Annotated in this window: 29 protein-coding genes and 1 other annotated feature; of the genes, 8 read left to right on the top strand and 21 right to left on the bottom strand. The window is 52.1% G+C overall.

Annotation, left to right across the window (positions count from 1 at the left end; all coding sequences use genetic code 11):
- Positions 1-8 precede the first annotated feature (8 nt).
- Positions 9-86 (bottom strand) — a sequence feature (23S ribosomal RNA rRNA prediction is too short).
- The 20 genes from ACYVIC_RS14220 to ACYVIC_RS14315 all read right to left on the bottom strand — a co-directional run bounded on the left by ACYVIC_RS14220 (position 83) and on the right by ACYVIC_RS14315 (position 14135).
- The gene (locus ACYVIC_RS14220; protein ID WP_460860992.1) at positions 83-1024 is read right to left on the bottom strand and encodes a phage tail tube protein; all 942 of its coding nucleotides are present in this window, start codon (positions 1022-1024) and stop codon (positions 83-85) included. (Overlaps the previous feature by 4 nt.)
- Complete coding sequence (locus ACYVIC_RS14225; RefSeq protein WP_460860994.1) at positions 1024-1194, bottom strand: hypothetical protein; 171 nt, start codon at positions 1192-1194, stop codon at positions 1024-1026. Before ACYVIC_RS14225 ends, ACYVIC_RS14220 begins: the two co-directional genes overlap by 1 nt.
- 2 nt (positions 1195-1196) lie before the next feature.
- The gene (locus ACYVIC_RS14230) at positions 1197-1622 is read right to left on the bottom strand and encodes a phage tail terminator protein (protein ID WP_460860996.1); all 426 of its coding nucleotides are present in this window, start codon (positions 1620-1622) and stop codon (positions 1197-1199) included.
- Positions 1622-2125 carry a gp436 family protein gene (locus ACYVIC_RS14235; protein ID WP_460860997.1) on the bottom strand — a complete coding sequence of 168 codons (504 nt, stop codon included), beginning with the start codon at positions 2123-2125 and terminating at the stop codon, positions 1622-1624. Before ACYVIC_RS14235 ends, ACYVIC_RS14230 begins: the two co-directional genes overlap by 1 nt.
- 2 nt (positions 2126-2127) lie before the next feature.
- Entirely contained in the window at positions 2128-2451 is a 324-nt protein-coding gene (locus ACYVIC_RS14240) for an Acb2/Tad1 domain-containing protein (RefSeq protein ID WP_460860999.1), read from the bottom strand.
- 10 nt (positions 2452-2461) lie between these two features.
- Positions 2462-2932, bottom strand: coding sequence for a hypothetical protein (locus ACYVIC_RS14245; RefSeq protein ID WP_460861000.1), 471 nt, complete (start codon positions 2930-2932; stop codon positions 2462-2464).
- A gap of 65 nt (positions 2933-2997) precedes the next feature.
- The gene (locus ACYVIC_RS14250) at positions 2998-3933 is read right to left on the bottom strand and encodes a phage capsid protein (RefSeq protein ID WP_460861002.1); all 936 of its coding nucleotides are present in this window, start codon (positions 3931-3933) and stop codon (positions 2998-3000) included.
- A gap of 39 nt (positions 3934-3972) precedes the next feature.
- Positions 3973-4347, bottom strand: a complete 375-nt coding sequence (locus ACYVIC_RS14255; RefSeq protein WP_460861004.1) for a capsid cement protein — start codon at positions 4345-4347, stop codon at positions 3973-3975.
- Positions 4344-5468, bottom strand: a complete 1125-nt coding sequence (locus ACYVIC_RS14260; protein WP_460861005.1) for a hypothetical protein — start codon at positions 5466-5468, stop codon at positions 4344-4346. Before ACYVIC_RS14260 ends, ACYVIC_RS14255 begins: the two co-directional genes overlap by 4 nt.
- A gap of 181 nt (positions 5469-5649) precedes the next feature.
- The gene (locus ACYVIC_RS14265) at positions 5650-6222 is read right to left on the bottom strand and encodes a phage virion morphogenesis protein (protein WP_460861007.1); all 573 of its coding nucleotides are present in this window, start codon (positions 6220-6222) and stop codon (positions 5650-5652) included.
- Positions 6223-6325: 103 nt separating this feature from the next.
- Positions 6326-7567 carry a PBECR2 nuclease fold domain-containing protein gene (locus ACYVIC_RS14270; RefSeq protein ID WP_460861008.1) on the bottom strand — a complete coding sequence of 414 codons (1242 nt, stop codon included), beginning with the start codon at positions 7565-7567 and terminating at the stop codon, positions 6326-6328.
- Positions 7567-9252 carry a DUF935 domain-containing protein gene (locus ACYVIC_RS14275; RefSeq protein WP_460861011.1) on the bottom strand — a complete coding sequence of 562 codons (1686 nt, stop codon included), beginning with the start codon at positions 9250-9252 and terminating at the stop codon, positions 7567-7569. Before ACYVIC_RS14275 ends, ACYVIC_RS14270 begins: the two co-directional genes overlap by 1 nt.
- A complete protein-coding gene (locus ACYVIC_RS14280) occupies positions 9252-10715 on the bottom strand; it encodes a phage terminase large subunit family protein (protein WP_460861013.1) in 1464 nt (487 codons plus the stop codon). The genes ACYVIC_RS14275 and ACYVIC_RS14280 overlap by 1 nt, the downstream gene beginning before the upstream one ends.
- Entirely contained in the window at positions 10712-11287 is a 576-nt protein-coding gene (locus ACYVIC_RS14285) for a phage protein Gp27 family protein (RefSeq protein WP_460861015.1), read from the bottom strand. The genes ACYVIC_RS14280 and ACYVIC_RS14285 overlap by 4 nt, the downstream gene beginning before the upstream one ends.
- Positions 11288-11292: 5 nt before the next feature.
- Entirely contained in the window at positions 11293-11604 is a 312-nt protein-coding gene (locus ACYVIC_RS14290; RefSeq protein ID WP_460861017.1) for a hypothetical protein, read from the bottom strand.
- 1 nt (position 11605) lies between these two features.
- Entirely contained in the window at positions 11606-11959 is a 354-nt protein-coding gene (locus ACYVIC_RS14295) for a hypothetical protein (protein WP_460861018.1), read from the bottom strand.
- A complete protein-coding gene (locus ACYVIC_RS14300; RefSeq protein WP_460861020.1) occupies positions 11956-12585 on the bottom strand; it encodes a hypothetical protein in 630 nt (209 codons plus the stop codon). Before ACYVIC_RS14300 ends, ACYVIC_RS14295 begins: the two co-directional genes overlap by 4 nt.
- The gene (locus ACYVIC_RS14305; protein WP_460861022.1) at positions 12575-13249 is read right to left on the bottom strand and encodes a transglycosylase SLT domain-containing protein; all 675 of its coding nucleotides are present in this window, start codon (positions 13247-13249) and stop codon (positions 12575-12577) included. Before ACYVIC_RS14305 ends, ACYVIC_RS14300 begins: the two co-directional genes overlap by 11 nt.
- 2 nt (positions 13250-13251) lie before the next feature.
- Positions 13252-13551, bottom strand: coding sequence for a putative holin (locus tag ACYVIC_RS14310; protein ID WP_460861024.1), 300 nt, complete (start codon positions 13549-13551; stop codon positions 13252-13254).
- A gap of 89 nt (positions 13552-13640) precedes the next feature.
- Positions 13641-14135: a DUF4468 domain-containing protein gene (locus ACYVIC_RS14315; RefSeq protein ID WP_460861026.1), complete on the bottom strand. Its 495-nt coding sequence runs from the start codon at positions 14133-14135 to the stop codon at positions 13641-13643.
- A 213-nt stretch (positions 14136-14348) separates the two neighbouring features.
- Here ACYVIC_RS14315 and ACYVIC_RS14320 point away from each other — a divergent pair, with 213 nt between their 5' ends.
- The 3 genes from ACYVIC_RS14320 to ACYVIC_RS14330 are packed head-to-tail and all read left to right on the top strand — an operon-like array spanning position 14349 to position 15402.
- Positions 14349-14594: a hypothetical protein gene (locus tag ACYVIC_RS14320; protein WP_460861028.1), complete on the top strand. Its 246-nt coding sequence runs from the start codon at positions 14349-14351 to the stop codon at positions 14592-14594.
- Positions 14595-14605: 11 nt separating this feature from the next.
- Entirely contained in the window at positions 14606-15118 is a 513-nt protein-coding gene (locus ACYVIC_RS14325) for a hypothetical protein (RefSeq protein WP_460861029.1), read from the top strand.
- Positions 15115-15402, top strand: coding sequence for a hypothetical protein (locus ACYVIC_RS14330; protein ID WP_460861031.1), 288 nt, complete (start codon positions 15115-15117; stop codon positions 15400-15402). The genes ACYVIC_RS14325 and ACYVIC_RS14330 overlap by 4 nt, the downstream gene beginning before the upstream one ends.
- Here ACYVIC_RS14330 and ACYVIC_RS14335 read toward each other — a convergent pair.
- The gene (locus ACYVIC_RS14335; RefSeq protein ID WP_460861033.1) at positions 15399-15809 is read right to left on the bottom strand and encodes a helix-turn-helix domain-containing protein; all 411 of its coding nucleotides are present in this window, start codon (positions 15807-15809) and stop codon (positions 15399-15401) included. The two genes, ACYVIC_RS14330 and ACYVIC_RS14335, sit on opposite strands and share 4 nt — an antisense overlap.
- 102 nt (positions 15810-15911) lie before the next feature.
- Here ACYVIC_RS14335 and ACYVIC_RS14340 point away from each other — a divergent pair, with 102 nt between their 5' ends.
- Genes ACYVIC_RS14340 through ACYVIC_RS14360 form a run of 5 tightly spaced genes read left to right on the top strand, consistent with a single transcriptional unit; the run spans position 15912 to position 18466 of the window.
- Positions 15912-16184, top strand: a complete 273-nt coding sequence (locus tag ACYVIC_RS14340; protein ID WP_460861035.1) for a hypothetical protein — start codon at positions 15912-15914, stop codon at positions 16182-16184.
- 59 nt (positions 16185-16243) lie between these two features.
- On the top strand, positions 16244-16603 hold the full coding sequence (locus ACYVIC_RS14345; RefSeq protein ID WP_460861037.1) for a hypothetical protein: 360 nt from the start codon (positions 16244-16246) through the stop codon (positions 16601-16603).
- Positions 16600-17070 (top strand): hypothetical protein, encoded by a 471-nt coding sequence (locus tag ACYVIC_RS14350; RefSeq protein ID WP_460861038.1) that lies wholly within the window; start codon positions 16600-16602, stop codon positions 17068-17070. The genes ACYVIC_RS14345 and ACYVIC_RS14350 overlap by 4 nt, the downstream gene beginning before the upstream one ends.
- Positions 17067-17375, top strand: coding sequence for a helix-turn-helix domain-containing protein (locus ACYVIC_RS14355; protein WP_460861040.1), 309 nt, complete (start codon positions 17067-17069; stop codon positions 17373-17375). The genes ACYVIC_RS14350 and ACYVIC_RS14355 overlap by 4 nt, the downstream gene beginning before the upstream one ends.
- A gap of 11 nt (positions 17376-17386) precedes the next feature.
- A complete protein-coding gene (locus tag ACYVIC_RS14360) occupies positions 17387-18466 on the top strand; it encodes a hypothetical protein (protein ID WP_460861041.1) in 1080 nt (359 codons plus the stop codon).

Below are 18466 nucleotides of genomic sequence, written 5' to 3' on the forward strand. Positions count from 1 at the left end.
TTTTGCTACTAACTCAGCCAGTAAGCTATGACGCACTCTTTAAAGGGTGGCTGCTCCTAGGCCCACCTCCTGGCTATCAGTGTCAGCGGTAGGTAATCGTAAAGTCGTTATCCCGCGCGGTAGGCACCACATCACACACCGCAGTCAAATGGCTAATACCATCAATTATCGTTGGGGTGAGTGTGCGCAGCTGCAGGTTAGGAATATCCAGGCCGAATATCTTGCCAATATCCGCTACATCATCGCCGATCTGATATTCCAGGGCACCGTAAGTGCTTACCTTGTCCCACCAGTTAAAGTCGTTAATTAACGGCTCTTCAAAGGTAAGTTCCACTTGCGGTTTACGCCCTGTGATCTGCGCCGACTCGTCGTTAGTTACCGCGCGGTAAGTAACAGTGTTTCCCAGGCGAAATGTCATAGAAGCCATTTTTACGGCCTGGCCAAACAAATTCATCTTGGTGATAGACACCGGATCAGTAACCAGCGGGTTCCCAAACTGGCTGAAGTCGGCATTCTGAAATGCTGCAACCTGGGTTGGATCTACAAACAATCCGATTAAGTTGTTAAAGGTAAACTTAGGCAGCGCGTCCGGGCCCAGCGATATTTCCAGGTTCGCGCGCACACCCAGTGCCACATGCTTAATTTTGCCGCGGAATATATGCAGAGTGCAGCTGTCGTGGTCGGTTGACACCGGGCTGTACACTACTTTTTCAGTGGCTGTAATGGTTGGCACCAGGCCACACATTTGCAGTAACGGGGCAATGGCTGGCGGCGTATCTACCGCGCCACTACCTGCTACATAACCGGTCAAACTGCCGGTAATGCGCTTATTACGTTGCACTGCGCCTTTGCTACCGCCGCGGCCGGCATCGTATTCCAGGTCCTCCTGATCACCGTCATGCAGTGACAAGTCAACTGAAACCATCATGGCATTGGCTGCAGCCGTAGGCGCAATGTCGGTACCATAAACGGTTTCAACCGCACCAAGGACACAGGTGTCCTGCTCATAAATACGCTCGCCCATTACTTGGCTCCTTTCATCGCTTTAGCGCGTGCTGCCCGGCGTGCTGCCAGATAGCCATTTTTGCTGTTATCGGTTTTAACAACCGTTGCCGTTTTTTTCGGCTCAGTTGTCGCGGGGGTATCAGTGGCTGCATTGGTATCCGCCGCGGCCGGTTCAGGCTTCTTTGTCATCTTCATGCTCCGTTTACAAAGTAAGTTGTTTCAAACACATCACACCAAAGCAGCGTGCTGTCGTCATAATCCAGTACATCACCCTGCAGCCAGGCGCAGGCATGGAACTCGCGGGACGCAGGCCCCCAGCCAACCAGCGCAGTACGTACTGCTTTAACCATGTTCCTGGCATCATCCAGTTGATCTTCGCCTGTGCCCTGGCGGTAGTTGCGCACTGCGATAATGACGCCGAACACAGCCGATATCTGCTGCACCATGCGGGATGTTTTATCCCGGTTACCTTGCTCTTCTACCAGCACCACATAAGCGCTTGGCGTTCTAAAAGAGCCCAGCGATTTCACCGCGGCATAATCCGCTGCGCCCTCTACGGACTGCAGCAGCTGTACCTGGTCACGTATGCGCTGTTCAATCAGTGCGGTGTCTAACATCAATAATCCTTCAGCGCGTCACGAAACGTAGTGCTGCCCTGGGTAAATTCCGGCATGCCGGCACCAGTGGTAACCACTTCATCATTACCACCCAGGCTAAACTTGCCATCAGCCGTTAACTGCAGCAGCCGCTGCGCATCTTTGTAGTCGCGGGTAATGGTGTCGTTGTCGTCGGCCTTTAATCTGTCCTGGTGCAAAAAGTACCGGGTAATGGCCCGGCACCAGGTGGTAACAATGTTTGGTACCGGGTTAAGCGGCAGGTAACCGCGGCGGCCCAAAAAGCCGTCTATCATGGCTACGGCATCTGCAATGGCGTCGTTAATGCGTGCCAAGGCAGCATCAGCAACGGCAATTTCCTCAGCTGTCCAGGCACTGCGGTCAGTCCCCAGTAGCGATGCTGCCATTAGCTCAACATTCACTACCCGCGACTGTGCCGGGGTAGCCACCTGTGCCAGCTCCTGCACACCAGGGCGCGCGGCTAATTGCACTAAACTGATGTACATAGTTAAAACCCACCAGGTTGGGCAATGGCACGAACAACAGCCATTACACCGGTTTGTAAATCAGTGCGGCCAATGTTCAACCAGCGGCCAGGCTGCGCCGCATCGATGCGGGCTAACTCAGCTTTACCAGCATCACTATCCGCACCTTCCGGGCCGGCACTTACGCGCTCAGCATCAAGGCGCTGCGCAGCCAGGTAGGTTTCAACTTTATTAAGCAAGGCGCCTAACTCCTGGCCTTTCGCTTTAACCAGATTCATTAACTGGGCTTCTTCGTCATTTAACTGGCGATACCCGGTTATTTTTGGCTGTGTAAACTGCTCGGCCATGATTAGCTCCTTACTTAGGTTTGCTGTCTGCTTTAGCAGGTGCTTTGGCAGTAGCGGCTTGCAGCTCGGCGGTCAGCCGGGTAGCTTCAGCCTCTGCTGCAATCTGCGCTTCAGCAGCAGCCTTAGCCGCCGCCTCTGCTTGCTGGCGGGCTTCTTCCAGCTCGGCAATGGCCTTGGCCTTACTCTGAACATCCGCTTGCAAAGCGCTGTTCTTTTCAAGCAGCTGAGTTTTTGCCTGTGTCAGCTCGTCTAACTGCTGTTGCTGCAGTTGCTGCCGCTGCAGTAACTCTTCAACTTCAGCAGTGCGTTCAGTTACTACTTGCTCCAGTTTTGCTTTGGCATCTTCTGGTAGCGCAACAACTGTACCTAACAGTGGCTCCGCTTCTTCATCAGTAAGCTCTACCGGATCACCTGCTTTTAAGCGCGCGTTGTTGTGCAGTAATTGCATGCCAAGTAACACGACATATTGAGTTTTTTTCATTTCACTCTCCTGCAGGCGGCGTTGTAGCGCCGCCGACATTGTTATAAAGGTGCTTTTACCAGGTATTAGCCGGCTACAGCGTTCTCAAAGAAAAAGCCAAGGTCCGGCGCAGTGATAAGCTCTTTTACCTGCTCACCAACGCGCACCATTTGGCCGCCATTTAAGCCGATGTTACGGTCAAAATCGTTGCGGGATGTTCGCGAACCATACTCACCGGTAAAGCCAAAGGTAGTACCGCTCTTAGCATCAGCTAAGCGGTCACGATAGATAAAGGCAGCATGGCCGCCCCATACCCGTGCCAGGCTGGCTGCTTGCCCTGGGCGGGCAATGTTTAACTTGGCTTCACCAACAAAGATCGCTTCCAGTTCAAGCAAATCTGCCAAAAACTGCAGCGGTACCATGCCGTCATCCCCCAAAGTGCCGTTATAGGCTTTTACAATTTTTGGGTGGCGGCGCAGCATGGTCGACGTGCGTCGGCCCCATACACCAATGTTTGGCCGCATTATGCAGTCGTCCAGTGCATCAGTAATTACCGGTAACGGGCTGCTATCGGCATGGCTCCACTGGCTGGTGCCACTTAATGTCAGCTTGTTGTTTGCTCCGTAGCTTGCTGCATTAAATACCAGTTGGCTGGTACGTACTTCACGGTCAAGCATGATCAGGTTAGTAGTCTGCTCGGTTGCCTTGGCCAGTGGGTCGTAGCCAGGAGTATTTTTGGCTTTATCGATATCGCTTTGCGGTACCGGCGCATCCAGACCATGATCTTCGGTGCTGGCGGTTTCTTCTGTAGCGCTAAACTCTACCTGGTTAACCCGGCCTTTGCGGCTTACCTTGGTGTCTGGCACGGTAAAACCGTCTGCCAGGTTGTGCAGCATGTACTTAAACTCTGTGCCATCTACAGGCACTCGCGGCAGTACTTCATCGGCAATTAAGCGCGTATTGCGGTAAGCAATAGCAATGGCCGTGTTTACCGGGTTAGTTGGAAATGGTGCTGAACTCATATTGTGTTGCTCCTAAAATGCCTGGCGGCAAGGTTGGTATTACGCCGGGATAAAACCAGGCACTACGTTTACAGAACCAATGTCACCGACAACGCCACCAACTTCGGCATAGCCAATGGTGTAGGTGTTGGCACCAACGGGGAAGCTCACGGCAACCGCACGGCCCTGCGCATCTGCAGTTAGCAATGCACCATCCGGTACAGTTCCGCCATACTCAACAGGTGTAAGCCCATTGCGTACAACGTCCATTACGGCACCTGCAGCAGCATCAATGTCGGTGCTGACACCCAGTATCGCTGCAGTAGCACCAGTCGCCTGAACTGCAGTGCCATCAGCGCTACCTGTTTTAACGATGCGCCGTTTAGCAACAGCTGACTGAGCGCGACGAGGGGTTGTTAAGCCTGGAATATTCATTTTTTCTTAGCTCCGTTAACGTGCTTAACAGCGTCAGTTGCGCTCACTGTTATGCCTTTATTTGCCATTTCTGACTGATAGTTGGCAGCCGCTTTTGCCATCGCTTGGGGGTCTTCAGAAAAGTCTGTTGAACCATCATCGGCACCGTGTTCAGCAAAGCTGACGCGGGCCGGTAAGCCGGTTAAAAACTCCCGAAACCAGGCCGCTTGTGGTTGTTGCTTTTCTTCGCCATCGGCAGCAGCAAACGATACGGTGTCGCTGTCTGTCAGGCTGGCCATAAACGCCACTGCGCCGTCTTCTTCGCGCGGTAACAACTTACCGGCTGTTACCAGTCCAGCGGCAAAGCTGGCTATTTCGCCGCGTTTAACTTTCGCCTCGGCATCCGCCAGGGCTTTTTCACGCGCGGCCAGCTTGGCTTCACGGGCAGCAAAATCTGCAGTCTGCTGCTCCTGCTTTTTATCTTTATTAGGGTCCACTGTGGGCTCCTCCGTCGGTTGGTTTTGTGGGGCAGCAAACCCCGGTGATGGTTCTTCAGAAATAAATTCACGTTCACGCTGGTTTTCCAAACCCTGCACCACGTAATCAGGCAATGCCCGGTCGGCTTCTTCGGCGCCGAACTTTTCCAGCATCCAGTCGCGCATGCCGCGGGCCATCCGACTAACAGACCACAGTACTTCTAAGTCGCTGGCGGCAAACTCAATGGTCACAACGTCATCATCTGCAGCAAACTGCGCCATCTTTAGCCCTGGCACAGCCGGCGCGGCAGCACCCAAAAAGCCAACATGGCGCAAGTACCATTTGCCAGGCTTAGGGTTGGCCGGATTGTCGGGAGTAAAGAAGCTGGAGGATATTTTGGGGAAGCGCTTTTTGTTGACCATTTCAGCAAACTGCGGCTCTACGTCCATCGGCTCGGCTTGTAAAATGGTTTTGTCCAGGCTAAGGCTTTTTACCAGGCCGTAAGCCGGCGCATCCATTTCAGGGTGGCCAATAACCAGTGGCGCAGCAAACACGGCGGGATCGTACTCACTAACCACTTCGTTAATAATGCTATCGCCATCCCATTCGCGGCCTTGGCTGTCTGTGCGCATGCCGGCTTTAAAAATTTCTAGCAGTTTTGCCATGGTGGCCTCTGGTTCCTAATGCAATTCAGGTTTCAGAGGTCAGCGTAAGATTTTCTGGTTTAAGTGTCTTTTGAACGGGGGCTAAACTTTTAAATACCGCTTAAAGGCATTTATAAACGTTTACAAGCAGGGTTTAGGGGGGGCTGTCACACCGTGACAGCACACAAGGGCTTAAAATCGCTTACAGCGCGTTTCGGGCGGCTGCAGCATTTTGCAGGTAGCGCTGTGTTTTTTGCAGTATCGTCGCTTCATCAGCCTTACTGGTACCCAACCAGGGGCGGGCTGGTATGCGTATTGAATATGGGCCTACATTTACCGTCTGCACAAAGTTGCTGTTTTTCTTTTTCACAAAGCGGTTGCCTACACTGCCATCTTTGCCCTGGCGAAAGTGCAAATCGCGCTGGCCGGCTTCGCGCTTGATAATACCGCCATAGTGATGGATAGCGCCATAAACACGGTTGGTACCAAACTCCAGGCCCTTATCATCATATTGGCCGCTTAAGGTGCCCTGCAGGTGGCCACGCAGGGTTAAGATCTTATCTGCATTGCGCCGCTTGCGCCTGGCATAACGTGGCGACAATGCCTGCCAGGCTTTACCATCGGGCGATATTTGCTGCTTAAACCGGGTACGATGCGCCTGCAACAGGTATTCGTTTATTTGCGCAAACAGCGGTGCCGGGTGTTCAATAGTCTGAATAAGCCCGGCCAGCTTGGGGCCAATGTCTGATGTTATTACTGCCTTTACGCCTGCCATTTAAAATCCTATAATTAAACCCTAACTGATCGGGTGAGCCGCCTCTGCTAGGGCCTCCAATCCTATACCCGCAGTAACCCCGGTGTGGCGGCGCCGGGGGTTTTTATTGCCCGCGTTTGTATATCCGGGTGCCTATGCGAAACAAGTTAACATCACGGTTATCATCATAAACCGTTACGCCATCCCAACCGTCTTTGCCTTGCTCCCACACAGCGATACCCAGTACGTCCTGTCCCGGCAACTGAAAGCGTGCGATGTAGCGGCGGCGTACAACGTTTTTGTTCAGCCCGTGCAGGTATTCCATTCGCACCCATATTTCATCGGGCTCCAGCACGCCCTGGGCTAACACCCGCATATACTGGCCACGGTCACGCTTGTTGTCTTTCAGCCGGCCTTTGGCGTCGGTAAACAGGTTACTGCCCATTACCAGGGCGGCGCCGGTCACATCTTTAAACACTGCAGGTTGTGCCAATGTAGCGCCAAATACCTGTAAAAACTCAGTGGCGTAGTAACCCGCTGGCTGGTTAGTGGGTAAGATCATCTCTTTGGTCAGTGCCCTGGCTGGTGGTAGCTCGTCCAATGCTGGGCGGTTCGGTAGTCCATAACTGCCGGTCGAGCCGTCAATCAGTGCAGGCCGCTCTGGTGGTATGGCGCTTTGCAGCCGGCTTTGCCCTGGCGCATGCTCAAAACTGGGGTCTATGCCGGCAGGTACCTGTACTTCAAACGGGCCGCCAGGGCTGCGCTTACCAATAAGCTGGGTTTGCATGTCTAACGCAGGGGCTTTGTCCGGGCCGGTTTTACCCAGGGCGCGCAGATCATCCTCGGTTAAGCCCTCAACATAGCACTGGCAGCCCCAGCCATTTGGCGGGTAATGAGTACGCCACCACGGATCATCAGCACGCAATACCAGATTGTTCCACTTAACATGCTCTTCGCGCGGCTCTTCTACCGCGTCACTGTGCCGGTACCGCCAGTAAGGCAGCGCGGCTGTTTGTGCCTGCAGCTGCTCATAACGGCCGGCGTTATAGCTGCTAAACAGGTTGGTTTCATAAATTACCCGGCTACGCCATTCGCGGCCGCCGTTATAGTCCCAGCCGTACTTGGCCACAATGCTGTCAAAGTCTTTGCGAAACTGCTCCAGCGTAGTGCCATCGGCTATGGCTTTATCAACTGCAGTTCTAAAATCTGCCAGCAAGTCATCCCGGTTCGCGCCGGCGACAACAAACGCATAGTCGTGCTCTCGGCTGTAAATATCTGTCCAACTGGTAGTGGGTATGTTCAGCTTTTTGCGAAAGAACGCTATTTGCTCGGCGAATGGCAAAGAGCCATAACTGACGCTGGCCATCAGTTAGCACCTGGCTTAACGTCATCACGGCCGGCCAGGTTAGCGGCAACTGTCGCATTGGCCAGCGCATCAGCGTATTGCTCCAGAGACATATCCGGGTACGCAGTTAACAGCTTGTCGCGCAGGTCTTCCATGTCGCTGGCACTGTTGGCCAGTTCACGTATCTGGTTTATCCAGCCGTTAGTGGCCGGCGCCAATGTTGTGCGGGTTTGCTCTAACATCTGCTGTGGTACCGGGGCATCAACTGGCGCCACCATGGCCGCGAACTCAGCAAAACTGGCATTGCCACCTAGCAGTCGTTCTATCTGCTCTGGTTGTATCGCTGGGAATCCGGCTTCAATCAGCGCCTTGGCCCGGTTGCGGTCAAGTTCGCCTGTCTGCACCTGGGCAATAACATCGCTAAGCGATTTAATCTGTGCACCATTTAAGGCGGTCTGTTGTACAGACTCTACGCCAGGCGCAGCAGCTGTTGGCAATGATGTGTCAGCTGGTTTATCTGCTGCCGGCGGCGTTTCATCTGATCGTTGCTGTTCTTCCCAACCATCACCGTAGTTTTCCTGCACATACTGCAATGTCGGCTTAAAGCCCATATCAAAAATGTTTTTGTCACGCTGGGCGCGTTTAGCGCTGTCTTCATCTGGCTGGACGTTACGGTAAACCCTGGGCGGCACAGCATTGGGAAAGTTCCATTCAGTCAGCCAACGGCCTAAGCCACGGTTAAAGCTTTCACAAATTAGGTCGGCATCAGCTGCTATAAGGTCTGTTCGCACATCGCCTTGCAGTTCATCGTTTCCAAGTTTACCAGGTGTACCCTGAGTGCTGGCGGTTTGCCCCAATATCACCTTAGCAATGGCCGCATCCATTCTGTCGTACAGGGCAACATAATCAGCGGTACCACTACGGGCGGCCTCAAGTAGCTCAATTTTCATGCCTTCAGGCACAGCAATACCGGTATCGGTAGATATTGCCGCTAAAGCTTGTAGTAGCCGGTTTATTTCTTCCTTTTTTGCACTAGGGCCGTATTCACCTTTCGCCGTTGGCTGGCCAAACTTCTCTAAAAACAACAGCCAGTATTTTAAACCATTGCGTTTAAAGAACGTCGGCCAGTAAAGCCAGTGGGCCAGACCAACACCATAGGGATTATCGTCATGATCAGAGCCAGTGCTGTACGCCCAGAACTTACGATCAGGCATTAGCTCACCCTTCGGGTTAGCCTGGGTTTTCATGCGTAAGCGTCCGGTACTATCAAAGCCGAAGCGGCGGCGATCACGTACTTTAATATCATCCAGTGCGATAGTGCTGCCGTCGCGGGCATACATGCCCTCAGCCACAGCAAAACCATAATGAATGCCATACAGCATCATGCCAGTGGCATTGTCCCAGCGTACATTCTCCAGCTGTTCTTTTAGGTATGCTGCAGCCGACTTGTCAGCTCGGCTTTTACCGCCAGCCTCAATGTTCCAGTCTTTACTCAGTACCGCTAGGCGTCGCTGGCCAAAACATGAAATAACCTGATCATCGCGCAGCACTTCGCTGTAAATCTTATAGTCACCGCTACCACGTGATTGCAGCACGCTGTCGGCAGGTTGGGCAATCTCAAGCGGGTCAACATAACCCCGTGTAATGTCCTTACCATCAGCCGTCGTAGCAATTTCATCAAATATCGGTTTGGTGTTTTCGGCCATTAGTCGAACCCTCTGTAATCGTTACTGCCAGAGACAATGCCAAAGCCACTGTCCTCGCGAATATGTGTTTTAGTTTCGCCCAGCTGAATAAGTGACTGCCGCCGTCCGGTAGACTGAAAATCAATAGGCGCGCTGGGTTGGCTGGCGGCATGTATCGCCAGGCCCAATGCCCAAAAGTGATCGGCGTGGCCATCCACTGTGCGTTCTGCCGCAAAGCGGATATTGCCGGCCGCGGTTACTTGTTTGGTTACCTGGCGCAAGTCAGCGCGTATTTTGGGGTCGTGCGGAATACGTAGTTTGCGATCTTCCATCGCGCCACGTATTGGGTAAGCCAGAGCTTCCTTAGCTTTCGGCGTAAAGGTAACGGCCTCAACCCGGTTGAGGCCAAAGTAGTCCTGGGCATCATCTGCCCAGCCAATACCCAAACCGGTGGTATCAATACAAATACGGTCGCAGCGCTGCAGCCAGGGCCACATAATGGCTTCCTGGTCACTCTTACGCATGTTTTGCATGCGCTCTATATGCCGGGTGTAAAACACATCGCCCAGCTGCTCTACAATCCACAGCACGGTTAAATCTTTCTTGCGGCCAATATCTACACCGGCATACAGCCTGCCGCCCTCCAACGCTGTCCAGTTGGCGGTTGACGGGTATTCGCTTGATGCAATAAGGTCATATTCCAAAAAGGCCACATCATCGTCAGCAGGGTTGCACATGTATTCCTGCTGAAAAGACTCTTCATCGGCACAGCCAGAGCGGACAAAATCAAAATACGCTGCTTCGTCCATTGCCTGGCGTTCGTCGTCAGCTGGCAGCATTTGCTGCAGCTTGAACAAAAAGCCCTGGTCTAGCGCATCTTGCAGCGTAACCCGGTGCAGGCTGATGCCTTTAGGGTTACCATGCTCGCGCACTTCGCGTACCAGCTGGTTAAAAAAGTTATGGCTGCCGCGGTGAGTTGAAATAACTTCCATGTTGCCGCCCCAGGTAATACCAGGATAAGCAATAGACCATAGTTTGCGTGGGTCTGGATGCAAGGCAAATTCGTCCAGAATACGGCCACCGCGTTTACCGGCTTGTGCATCCGGGTTAGAACTCATTGAGTGAATGCGCTTGCCACTGGCGAACTGCAGTACATAAGCTGATATGCGGTCTTTAGGATCGATAACCAGCTCGCCCAAGTCTTTCGCGGCCAGGTTCATAATGCCTGCCCACATTTTGCAGTCTTCAACAAATAAGCGCGCCTGCAAGTCGTCGCGGCTGCTTACCCATTGATCATGCTTTGCACCTGCAGCTGCTGTGCGTTCGTTTGCTGCATAGGCCGTTGACCAGGACAAACCAATCTGGCGTGACTTTTCCATCAGCTTTAGCCGGCTGTTATCCGTTATCCATTTGGACTGAAACGGCAAAAATATCCCAGCCGGGTTCGCAGGAATACATTTAGCGTTGCCCCTGCGTTTTGTCATGAGGCAATCCCTAATGCTTCCCGAATGGCCGCACGGGTTTCATCGGTAACGCCACCCTTGGTTTCCATGGCAGATAACCGGGCTTTCTGCTCTTCCAGCAGCAACTTGCGCCCACGTTCTTCCGCCTCAACCTGGTACTTTTTCAGCGTTACGCTACTGCGGGTTAGCGTGGCAATATTCTTAGCAGCGTCGGCTAGCAGGCCAACGCGCTCGGCCGGTGTCATATCTTCGTTGCTGACGTCCTGCAGGTTCATAATGGATTCAAACAACTCAGACTGGATCATGGCGGTAAGTGCTTCCGAACGGGCGTCTTCTTTATCGCCTGCCTGGTCGCGGATAATCTTGGCCGCTTCAGTACTGGCCCGAATTGCCGCCAGGCGCCGTTCCAGCTTTTGGCCGTAGCGGCCAACAGCACTGCGGCTGGGTAGTTCGCCGGCTGCGGCTTCCTCCGGGAACTGCTGTTGCAGGTTAGCTATCAGCTCGTCAAGCGTTAACTTGTTCTCAGCCAATTTGCCCTGGATATAGGCTTTAACAACATCCGGCAACGTGTCTAATGACGATTTACGTGCCATGGCGATCACCAATACTTAGCTGGGCGGGCAATGCCTGGTGCACAGTCAATGGTGTACTCAGCAATGTCGGTACCATAGCGGGTAAGGTCAGCAAACCAGCGGCCTGACGGCTCTTTACGCAAGATGATTAGCTTTCGGTCTTCCAGGTAATCCAGTTCCCGGCGTATTTCCAGCGCTGTCGCGTCCGGGTATTCGGACTGTGCCACTGACAATATTGGCCCTTCATAAGCCCCAATTGGCCTAGCATTATTCAGGGTTAACAACACCAGCCAACGCAGGCTTTCACGGCGAATTTTAGCGGTATCAATTTGCGACATATTACTTTCCTCCGCCTGGTAACAGGCTACGCAACTGGGTGTTTTCAATTTTTATAGCCAGCCCGTCCAGCTTGGCCTCGATAATAGATTGCCCGCGAATATAGTCTTCACGTCGCACATAGTTAAGCGGCAGCTCGGCCTTTAAATCCATCAGTTCACGCTCTACGCGTGCCCACTGGGCGGCTTCTTCTTTGTTGGCCACCTCAATACCATCAAGGCGCAGGCTGACATTACTAAACCGGTCATCTAAATGGCGCTGCGTTTGCCCGAGTAACAGTTTGAATGCCCAGGCACAGGCGCCAAAAAACGAAATAAGCAGCAGTACCAACTGCCAAAAATCTACCTGAACTGTCACGTGGCAGCCCCCTTGTTAATGCTTTCTAAGTAGTCCAGCAGTTGGTTTAACTGGGCTTCAATGGATTGGCACCGGCTGCCGTAGCCGGCGATGTGGTGCAAGATGTCGCGTTGTTCGATGCCGCTGGGTTGCAAGGCGTCAGTAGCTGTGGCGGCGCTGGCCGTTGTGTCAGCTCTGGTGGCAGTATCAGCGGCGGGCATGGCGGCTGCAGTTGCACCACCGGGGCTGATGGCACCGTTGTACACGCTGACAAAGCCATGAGTAAAAATACAAGCAGGCAAAGGCTCAAGCTCTGCAGCAGGGCTTGGCCGGTAATGGGTAGTAACATAATCTATCTCCTGGAGCAGTAGCTGCTCGCGCTGCGCTATGTCGCGGTTGGCTGCCCGCAGCGCGTTAACGGCGTTATTGGCGTTAGTTAGCTGGCGTTTAAACTCGGCCTGCAGCGTGCGTTGTTGCTCTGCCAGGGCGGTGCTTACAGCTGTTGCGTGCTTTGCCTCTGCGGCGCTGTAGCCAGCGTCATAGCTGGTTTGCTTAATGGCACTAAGGCCAAGCTGAGCGATGGCCACCACCGCTAACACAGCAGCGATAATGGCCAAAGCAGCTAGCAGATGTTTCTTAAAATTCATAACACACCCCGTGGCCCCAGCCAGCCTGCACATACAGCGGCTGCCACTGGTTAATAATGGTGGTTACGTAGTGTCTGTTTTCTGAAATGCTGGCCGCGCTGCGCCCGGCGTTAAAGGGCGCAACAGCGTTGTACACCAGCCCATCAGCCCCCGAAGCTGACGCCAGTGCCTGGTCACGCTGTACCCAGCCTAAGCCGCCGTTATAGGCGCTTAAGGTGAACGACCAGCGGTTGCAGTTATCACGCGCAACAATGCGTTTGTGGTTCCAGGCGTTATAAAGCACCAGGGCACGCATTGACCAGGCGGGGTTAAAGGGCTGGGCTGTGGTTAAGTCCTGCGGGTTAATGCGGGCAAACCATTCGCTGGTGGCAGGCATAAATTGCGCCAAGCCCTCGGCCCCAACGGGCGACCTGGCTCCGACATGCCAGCGGCTTTCCTGGTGAATTTGTGCGGCGAACGTGGCCACCGGCGCATCTAAACCCCAATGTGCGCGGGCACTGCGGATCAGCGTGCGTTGATGTATTTTGGCTTCGCGCGGTATGAGCGCACTAGCCGGGTATTCGTCATTGTCACGGGCAACCAGTTCAAAATCACCGGCGGTAGCGCTTTGTAACAACCCCAGGGCTAAAACGCCGATACAACCAAGTACAAGTATTCTGCGCATAGCTATAGCCCCAATGTTAAGCCAAGCACACAGGCCATTACTATCAATGCACGGCGCAGCATGGCTAAACCGCGGGGGATCAGGTCTTCACCATATTCCTGGTAAGTATGCGGGCGGTCATACGGAAACAGCGTGCGGTCAAGCCAGTAACCCAGCACACAGGCCAGCGTTACCAGGGCCAGCTTGTACAGCACAACTGGCAACTGCTGTGGGCTTACCACGCTAATGGCAAATAACAGTATTACGGCCACAATGGCCCATAGGGTTAAACGGGGTAAAGCAAAGGTGCGTAGTAGTGACATGGCGGTTCCTTAGCAGTGAGATCAACTGCTAAGGTGCCATGTGGGTTACGGAATGTAATTTGAACGGGGGCTAAACTTTCAATACGGTGTTACCAATCAGATGAAGCACCGTGCGCGTTGCTATTTACATAGGCTTCAATATTTGCGGCAATCTTATCCACATGCTCTTTAGCTTTATTTTTTCTGTCTCCGCTTGGAGTGGCAACATCGTATGTACCATATGTGGAATCACTATTGGTGTGCTTAATAATGTTAGTTAATACTCTAAAGCGCCCGTCCTTCGTCTCAACACGGATGGTGTAATCAATACCGTACGCTATTACACCCATAAAATCTGAACCTATATCAGCTTTGCCATTGCCGATGATGACCCCAGTGTTAACGTCCTCATAGTCAATAACTGACTTGCCTGACACAAAATAGTGAGAGAACCATTGCCTAGCTTTGTCATATATCTCTTGTTGGTTTTTGCCCGGCACGTTGATAACTTGAGCAACTTCAACTGGTACGTAACGGACAGTGCTAACACCGCATCCCATCAGAGTAAATAAAAGAGCTGCGCAAAAAATACTATTAACTTTCATATAAATTTCCTTATTAATAAACCCGCTTACTTTTTACCCATGCAACCAGCTGACTTCAATAAAAAAAACACTGCCTGAACAATAATTAAGCGAAAACACTGAAATATCATCTTTTTGTCAGGAAAAATCAAATTGCCATTAGTTGGCACTATCAGGCTTTTGTGTATGTTGTGGTAAAGTTTTGCTGTGCAATTGGGCACCGGAGTACATTAAATGAGCATAGAAACTTTGAGCGGCACACAATACCAACCTGGTATTGCAAATCAAACACCACAAACTGGTGGTAGCACCCCTTTAGGCAGTGGCAATGGCAATGACCCGCCTACATCAAAGAACGTCAGCACCACCGATACTGTAACAATTTCAGCTGAAGCCCAGGCATTGCTGGAGGCGGAAGATAGCGCCCCAGTGCAACCTATGGGCAGTGGCAACGGAAATGATCCGCCAAAGAGCGAGTGATTTAAAACCCAATGGAATATTCATACTTTTTGTTGCAGGTCGGGAATTATACGTGGCTGGCCTACATTTTAGCATTTGTTGTAGTGTTCAAGCTGGGCCTGGCAGACCGATCTTATTGTTTCGGTGTTGCGGTTTTGATAGTTTCAAATCTCATTATGCAGGTTGTTGAACCAGGCTTAGTTGCATTGTCGTCATATCACAAAGAGTTAGTTAGACAGCTGTGGTATCCAACTTGGGCAAGCTTTGCTTTGATCAGTATCTATGCCATTAACCTACTACACAAGAAGACACACTGCAGCATTGGTTTTGTATCTAAAAGCATTGTGTATGCGTTCTGCGCTCTGGGCCTGTTGCAGTTCTTGCGGTACTTTGATTACCTGGTACTGCAAACCAACGCATTAGCAATGCTTTACCGCTATGGTGTGAATGCCATTAATATTGGCGCAGTGATCATATTGTTAGCCCCCGTATTTACGGCTTTAACACAGAAACTAAAAGCAATAATAAGGACGAAAAGAGCATGATCAGCTTAGGAATGACGGTATTAATTGCCCTGATTTTTTACAGTGCACTGAAAACCATCCACTTGCAGTATCCGGCTAATGCAGAACAACACGACAATATACTGGCGCGGGCGCAATACCTTGCGCAGTGGAAACAAACCATTGAGCAAATGCCAGAAGGTTTTGAGAAACTTGACGCACAGCGTGATTGGTTTCAGGAAGTTGAAAAATTAATGACGGCAACAAAGCCAACAGCAACTGCCACCCACTCAAATATTGTGAACCTTTATCAGCTGAGGCATTAAGCCTTTTTAATAGCGTTATCAACGCTAGTCTCACGCTCTACTACACGCCCAGCGCTCTGGCGCAGTTGGCGCATAAACATCATTACAAGCATGTTGTATGTGTCTTTATCGTAGATATTAACTGCCTTGATCTTATCTGCATCCCTTAGCAGAGCCTGAAACGCATTTTCAGCTTCACTTTCTGAATAATATTGGGCCGGTGTTGGCTCGCGCTCACCAGTAACAACATAGTTAACGTTAAAACCTATCCGCGATAAAACCTCAAGTTTGTCAGATGGAATTGCAATAGAGGTTTCCCATCGGCCAACTTGTTTGACTGACATATCAACGGCACTAGCTACATCAGCCTGACTTAAATTCAGCCGAACGCGCTCTTCTCTCAATCGAGAATAGACATTTGTGTCCATATAAGTATTGACCAAAGGACATATAAGTCCTATATTGTGCTTGCACTAACACTAAAGCAGCGTTGCACCGCTGCTTAACCCTACCTAACCAAGAGGTATATTATGGAAGCCACAGCCATTAAACAAGCGCTTTACGCCAAAGGCTTTAGTTTCGCCATGATTGGCGAAGCCCTAGGCAAAGGCGCCAACGTAGTTAGCGGTGTTTGTTACCGCCGCACCACGTCTAAAGACGTTGCCACTGCCATTGCCAAAGTGCTGGATAAGCCAGTTACTGAGGTATTCCCCGATGTAGAAAGCTACCGCAAAGGCCGCCTGCCTAAAGGCAATGCCCGCGCCGCTAAACAAGCCGAGTTAATGCACCTGCTGGCGTCATAGGGCGCTAGCAACCAGTTCGTTACTAACTCGTTCATTGTTTTTTGGCCAGGAGCGGCTTTATGCAAACAACACCAATTAAACCACTGCAGCAGCTGCAACAGCACGTTGTCGCCGCTGATAAGCAAAATACCCACCGTTGCACTGCGCTGTGCCACGGGCAATGCCACCAGGCTTTGCAGCAAAAAGCGTACCTTAGCAATGTTTACTTTTTGGCTGGCACCGTAGCCGGCAGTGGCTTCTGGCAAACCCAGCCAGACTCGCAATTGTTTTTGTATCGTCAGTTCATTAGCGTGCGTATTGGGGTGCATATTGTTCTCGCCTCGGTTGAGCAAATTTCAGATGTGGCAAGCCTGACGCCGTTCGGCGTTCCAAACAATGTGTATTTTTGGAGCGACGTTAAGGTGGGGTGTTTCCAATGAGCCGTAAGAATTGGAACCAGGTTATACCGCGCAGCCTTACCGAAAGCCTGCAGCTAACTAAAGACTTTGCCTGCGCCACCAAACAGCTAAGCGTGCCGCGCATTGCCGACCGCATGGGCTGCAGTACAGACAGCCTGTACAAGTACCTGGGCGGCGCCACCATGCCCGCTAATTTGCTGATCCCATTTATGGAAACCTGCCACCGGGTTTACCCCATTCAGTACATGGCGCACTCGTTAAACATGATGCTGGTACCTATGCCACGTGGCCGCAAGGCTGAGCATAAAGAGCTGGTGCAACTGAATATGTTTTGTAGCTCGGTAATGGGCAAATTACTGGCCCTGCACAGCGGCGAATGCAGCCAGCAAGAAGCCGTAGACCACTTAACGCTGCTGATAGAGAACCTGGCTTACCACCGCGCCGAGGCCAGCAAGCTGCAGCAGCCAGAACTGGAGCTATTTGTATGACCGACCAAACCCGCATTAGTGGCAGCGGCCAGAAGGTGCTGCGCGTGTTAAAGGCCCTAAAAGGCCACAGCCTTACCGGCCTTGGCAATGGTGATTTAGCCAAAGCACTTAACGAAAGCCCGGCCACGGTAAACCGCTGCTTAAACACGCTAATGGCCGAAGGCTTAGCCATGCAGTTAGAAAGTGGCCGCTATGCGCTAAGCGTTGCCACGCTACAAATAGCCCAGGCGCATGCCACTGAAATAAGCCGCGCCACCAACCGCATTAACGAACTAAACCAGCGCGTAGCCGCCGGTAGCCTTTAAGGGGAACACACATGCCAGCTAAGAAAAACACCGCAACAACAGCACAAATGGACGATTTAGAAGCCGCAGCCCTGGACATGGAAACGTTGCACACTGCACCCGCACTGGAGGATGACGATGCCTTTGGTGCTGCGGTCGAAGAGCATTTAGCCAATAAACGCCTGGCGGAACTTGCCAGCAACACTCAGAACACCGCAGCTGCTTTAAGCAGCGTAGTTACCGAAGACCACGCCCTGGTAAACCAGCTACTTGGCCAGGCTCAAATGGCCGATGCGTTTGGTAAATTTTCCCAAACGGTTTGGGCTTCTAAACTGGCCTTCGTCAAGGAAAACAAGCTTTACAAGGCAATTGCAGGCCAGAAAACTCCAAACGGTTTGGATCTGAAAGGCACTTGGATCGAGTTCTGCACCTTGCTGGGTGTATCCGATGAAAAAGCTAACCAGGACATAGCCAACTTAAGATCCTTTGGCGAGGAAGCGCTGGAAAGTATGAGCCGTATGGGCATTGGTTACCGCGAAATGCGCCAGTACCGCAAGCTGCCTGCAGACCAGAAAGACGCCTTAATTGAAGCGGCCAAAAGCGGTGATAAAGAGGTATTTATTGACCTGGCCGAAGAAATTATTAGCAAACACACCTTTGAAAAAGCCGAGCTGATAAACAGCCTGGAAGAAGCCAAAGCCGACCACGACGCCCAGGGCGAACTGCTGGCAAGAAAGAGCAAAGAACTGGACGACACCCGCCTGGAGCTGGAAAAAACCCGCCGCCGTATTCAAACCCAAACGCCAGACGCCGCAATGCAGCAGTTGCATGCTGAGGCTGGTGGCATATTCAGCGAGGCACAAAGCCTGTTTAAGCTGAAATTGCAGCCCGCGTTTGAAGTGCTGGCCCAGGCGGGTAAAGAACATGGTACCGACCAGCGCCAGTACATGGCTGGCTTGCTGCAGGTGCTGGAAAACCACATAAGCGCGCTGCGCGATGAATTTGACCTGCCCGACAACCTAACGGGCGGCGAACCAGAATGGATGCACCCCGACGCCCTGGCCAATGCCGAAGCCCTGGTGGCTGCCCAGCAAGCCCAGCTGGAGCAGTAG

This window comes from Rheinheimera gaetbuli, from assembly GCF_054781935.1.

Coding starts and splice junctions, on each gene's coding strand:
- ACYVIC_RS14285 (WP_460861015.1), bottom strand. CDS start 11,287: ATGGCACGTAAATCGTCATTAGACACGTTGCCGGATGTTGTTAAAGCC.
- ACYVIC_RS14230 (WP_460860996.1), bottom strand. CDS start 1,622: ATGTTAGACACCGCACTGATTGAACAGCGCATACGTGACCAGGTACAG.
- ACYVIC_RS14355 (WP_460861040.1), top strand. CDS start 17,067: ATGACCGACCAAACCCGCATTAGTGGCAGCGGCCAGAAGGTGCTGCGC.
- ACYVIC_RS14245 (WP_460861000.1), bottom strand. CDS start 2,932: ATGAAAAAAACTCAATATGTCGTGTTACTTGGCATGCAATTACTGCAC.
- ACYVIC_RS14305 (WP_460861022.1), bottom strand. CDS start 13,249: ATGCGCAGAATACTTGTACTTGGTTGTATCGGCGTTTTAGCCCTGGGG.
- ACYVIC_RS14335 (WP_460861033.1), bottom strand. CDS start 15,809: ATGGACACAAATGTCTATTCTCGATTGAGAGAAGAGCGCGTTCGGCTG.
- ACYVIC_RS14275 (WP_460861011.1), bottom strand. CDS start 9,252: ATGGCCGAAAACACCAAACCGATATTTGATGAAATTGCTACGACGGCT.
- ACYVIC_RS14260 (WP_460861005.1), bottom strand. CDS start 5,468: ATGGCAAAACTGCTAGAAATTTTTAAAGCCGGCATGCGCACAGACAGC.
- ACYVIC_RS14225 (WP_460860994.1), bottom strand. CDS start 1,194: ATGACAAAGAAGCCTGAACCGGCCGCGGCGGATACCAATGCAGCCACT.
- ACYVIC_RS14320 (WP_460861028.1), top strand. CDS start 14,349: ATGAGCATAGAAACTTTGAGCGGCACACAATACCAACCTGGTATTGCA.
- ACYVIC_RS14310 (WP_460861024.1), bottom strand. CDS start 13,551: ATGTCACTACTACGCACCTTTGCTTTACCCCGTTTAACCCTATGGGCC.
- ACYVIC_RS14250 (WP_460861002.1), bottom strand. CDS start 3,933: ATGAGTTCAGCACCATTTCCAACTAACCCGGTAAACACGGCCATTGCT.
- ACYVIC_RS14270 (WP_460861008.1), bottom strand. CDS start 7,567: ATGGCCAGCGTCAGTTATGGCTCTTTGCCATTCGCCGAGCAAATAGCG.
- ACYVIC_RS14220 (WP_460860992.1), bottom strand. CDS start 1,024: ATGGGCGAGCGTATTTATGAGCAGGACACCTGTGTCCTTGGTGCGGTT.
- ACYVIC_RS14255 (WP_460861004.1), bottom strand. CDS start 4,347: ATGAATATTCCAGGCTTAACAACCCCTCGTCGCGCTCAGTCAGCTGTT.
- ACYVIC_RS14325 (WP_460861029.1), top strand. CDS start 14,606: ATGGAATATTCATACTTTTTGTTGCAGGTCGGGAATTATACGTGGCTG.
- ACYVIC_RS14315 (WP_460861026.1), bottom strand. CDS start 14,135: ATGAAAGTTAATAGTATTTTTTGCGCAGCTCTTTTATTTACTCTGATG.
- ACYVIC_RS14360 (WP_460861041.1), top strand. CDS start 17,387: ATGCCAGCTAAGAAAAACACCGCAACAACAGCACAAATGGACGATTTA.
- ACYVIC_RS14280 (WP_460861013.1), bottom strand. CDS start 10,715: ATGACAAAACGCAGGGGCAACGCTAAATGTATTCCTGCGAACCCGGCT.
- ACYVIC_RS14240 (WP_460860999.1), bottom strand. CDS start 2,451: ATGGCCGAGCAGTTTACACAGCCAAAAATAACCGGGTATCGCCAGTTA.
- ACYVIC_RS14235 (WP_460860997.1), bottom strand. CDS start 2,125: ATGTACATCAGTTTAGTGCAATTAGCCGCGCGCCCTGGTGTGCAGGAG.
- ACYVIC_RS14350 (WP_460861038.1), top strand. CDS start 16,600: ATGAGCCGTAAGAATTGGAACCAGGTTATACCGCGCAGCCTTACCGAA.
- ACYVIC_RS14300 (WP_460861020.1), bottom strand. CDS start 12,585: ATGAATTTTAAGAAACATCTGCTAGCTGCTTTGGCCATTATCGCTGCT.
- ACYVIC_RS14340 (WP_460861035.1), top strand. CDS start 15,912: ATGGAAGCCACAGCCATTAAACAAGCGCTTTACGCCAAAGGCTTTAGT.
- ACYVIC_RS14330 (WP_460861031.1), top strand. CDS start 15,115: ATGATCAGCTTAGGAATGACGGTATTAATTGCCCTGATTTTTTACAGT.
- ACYVIC_RS14345 (WP_460861037.1), top strand. CDS start 16,244: ATGCAAACAACACCAATTAAACCACTGCAGCAGCTGCAACAGCACGTT.
- ACYVIC_RS14290 (WP_460861017.1), bottom strand. CDS start 11,604: ATGTCGCAAATTGATACCGCTAAAATTCGCCGTGAAAGCCTGCGTTGG.
- ACYVIC_RS14265 (WP_460861007.1), bottom strand. CDS start 6,222: ATGGCAGGCGTAAAGGCAGTAATAACATCAGACATTGGCCCCAAGCTG.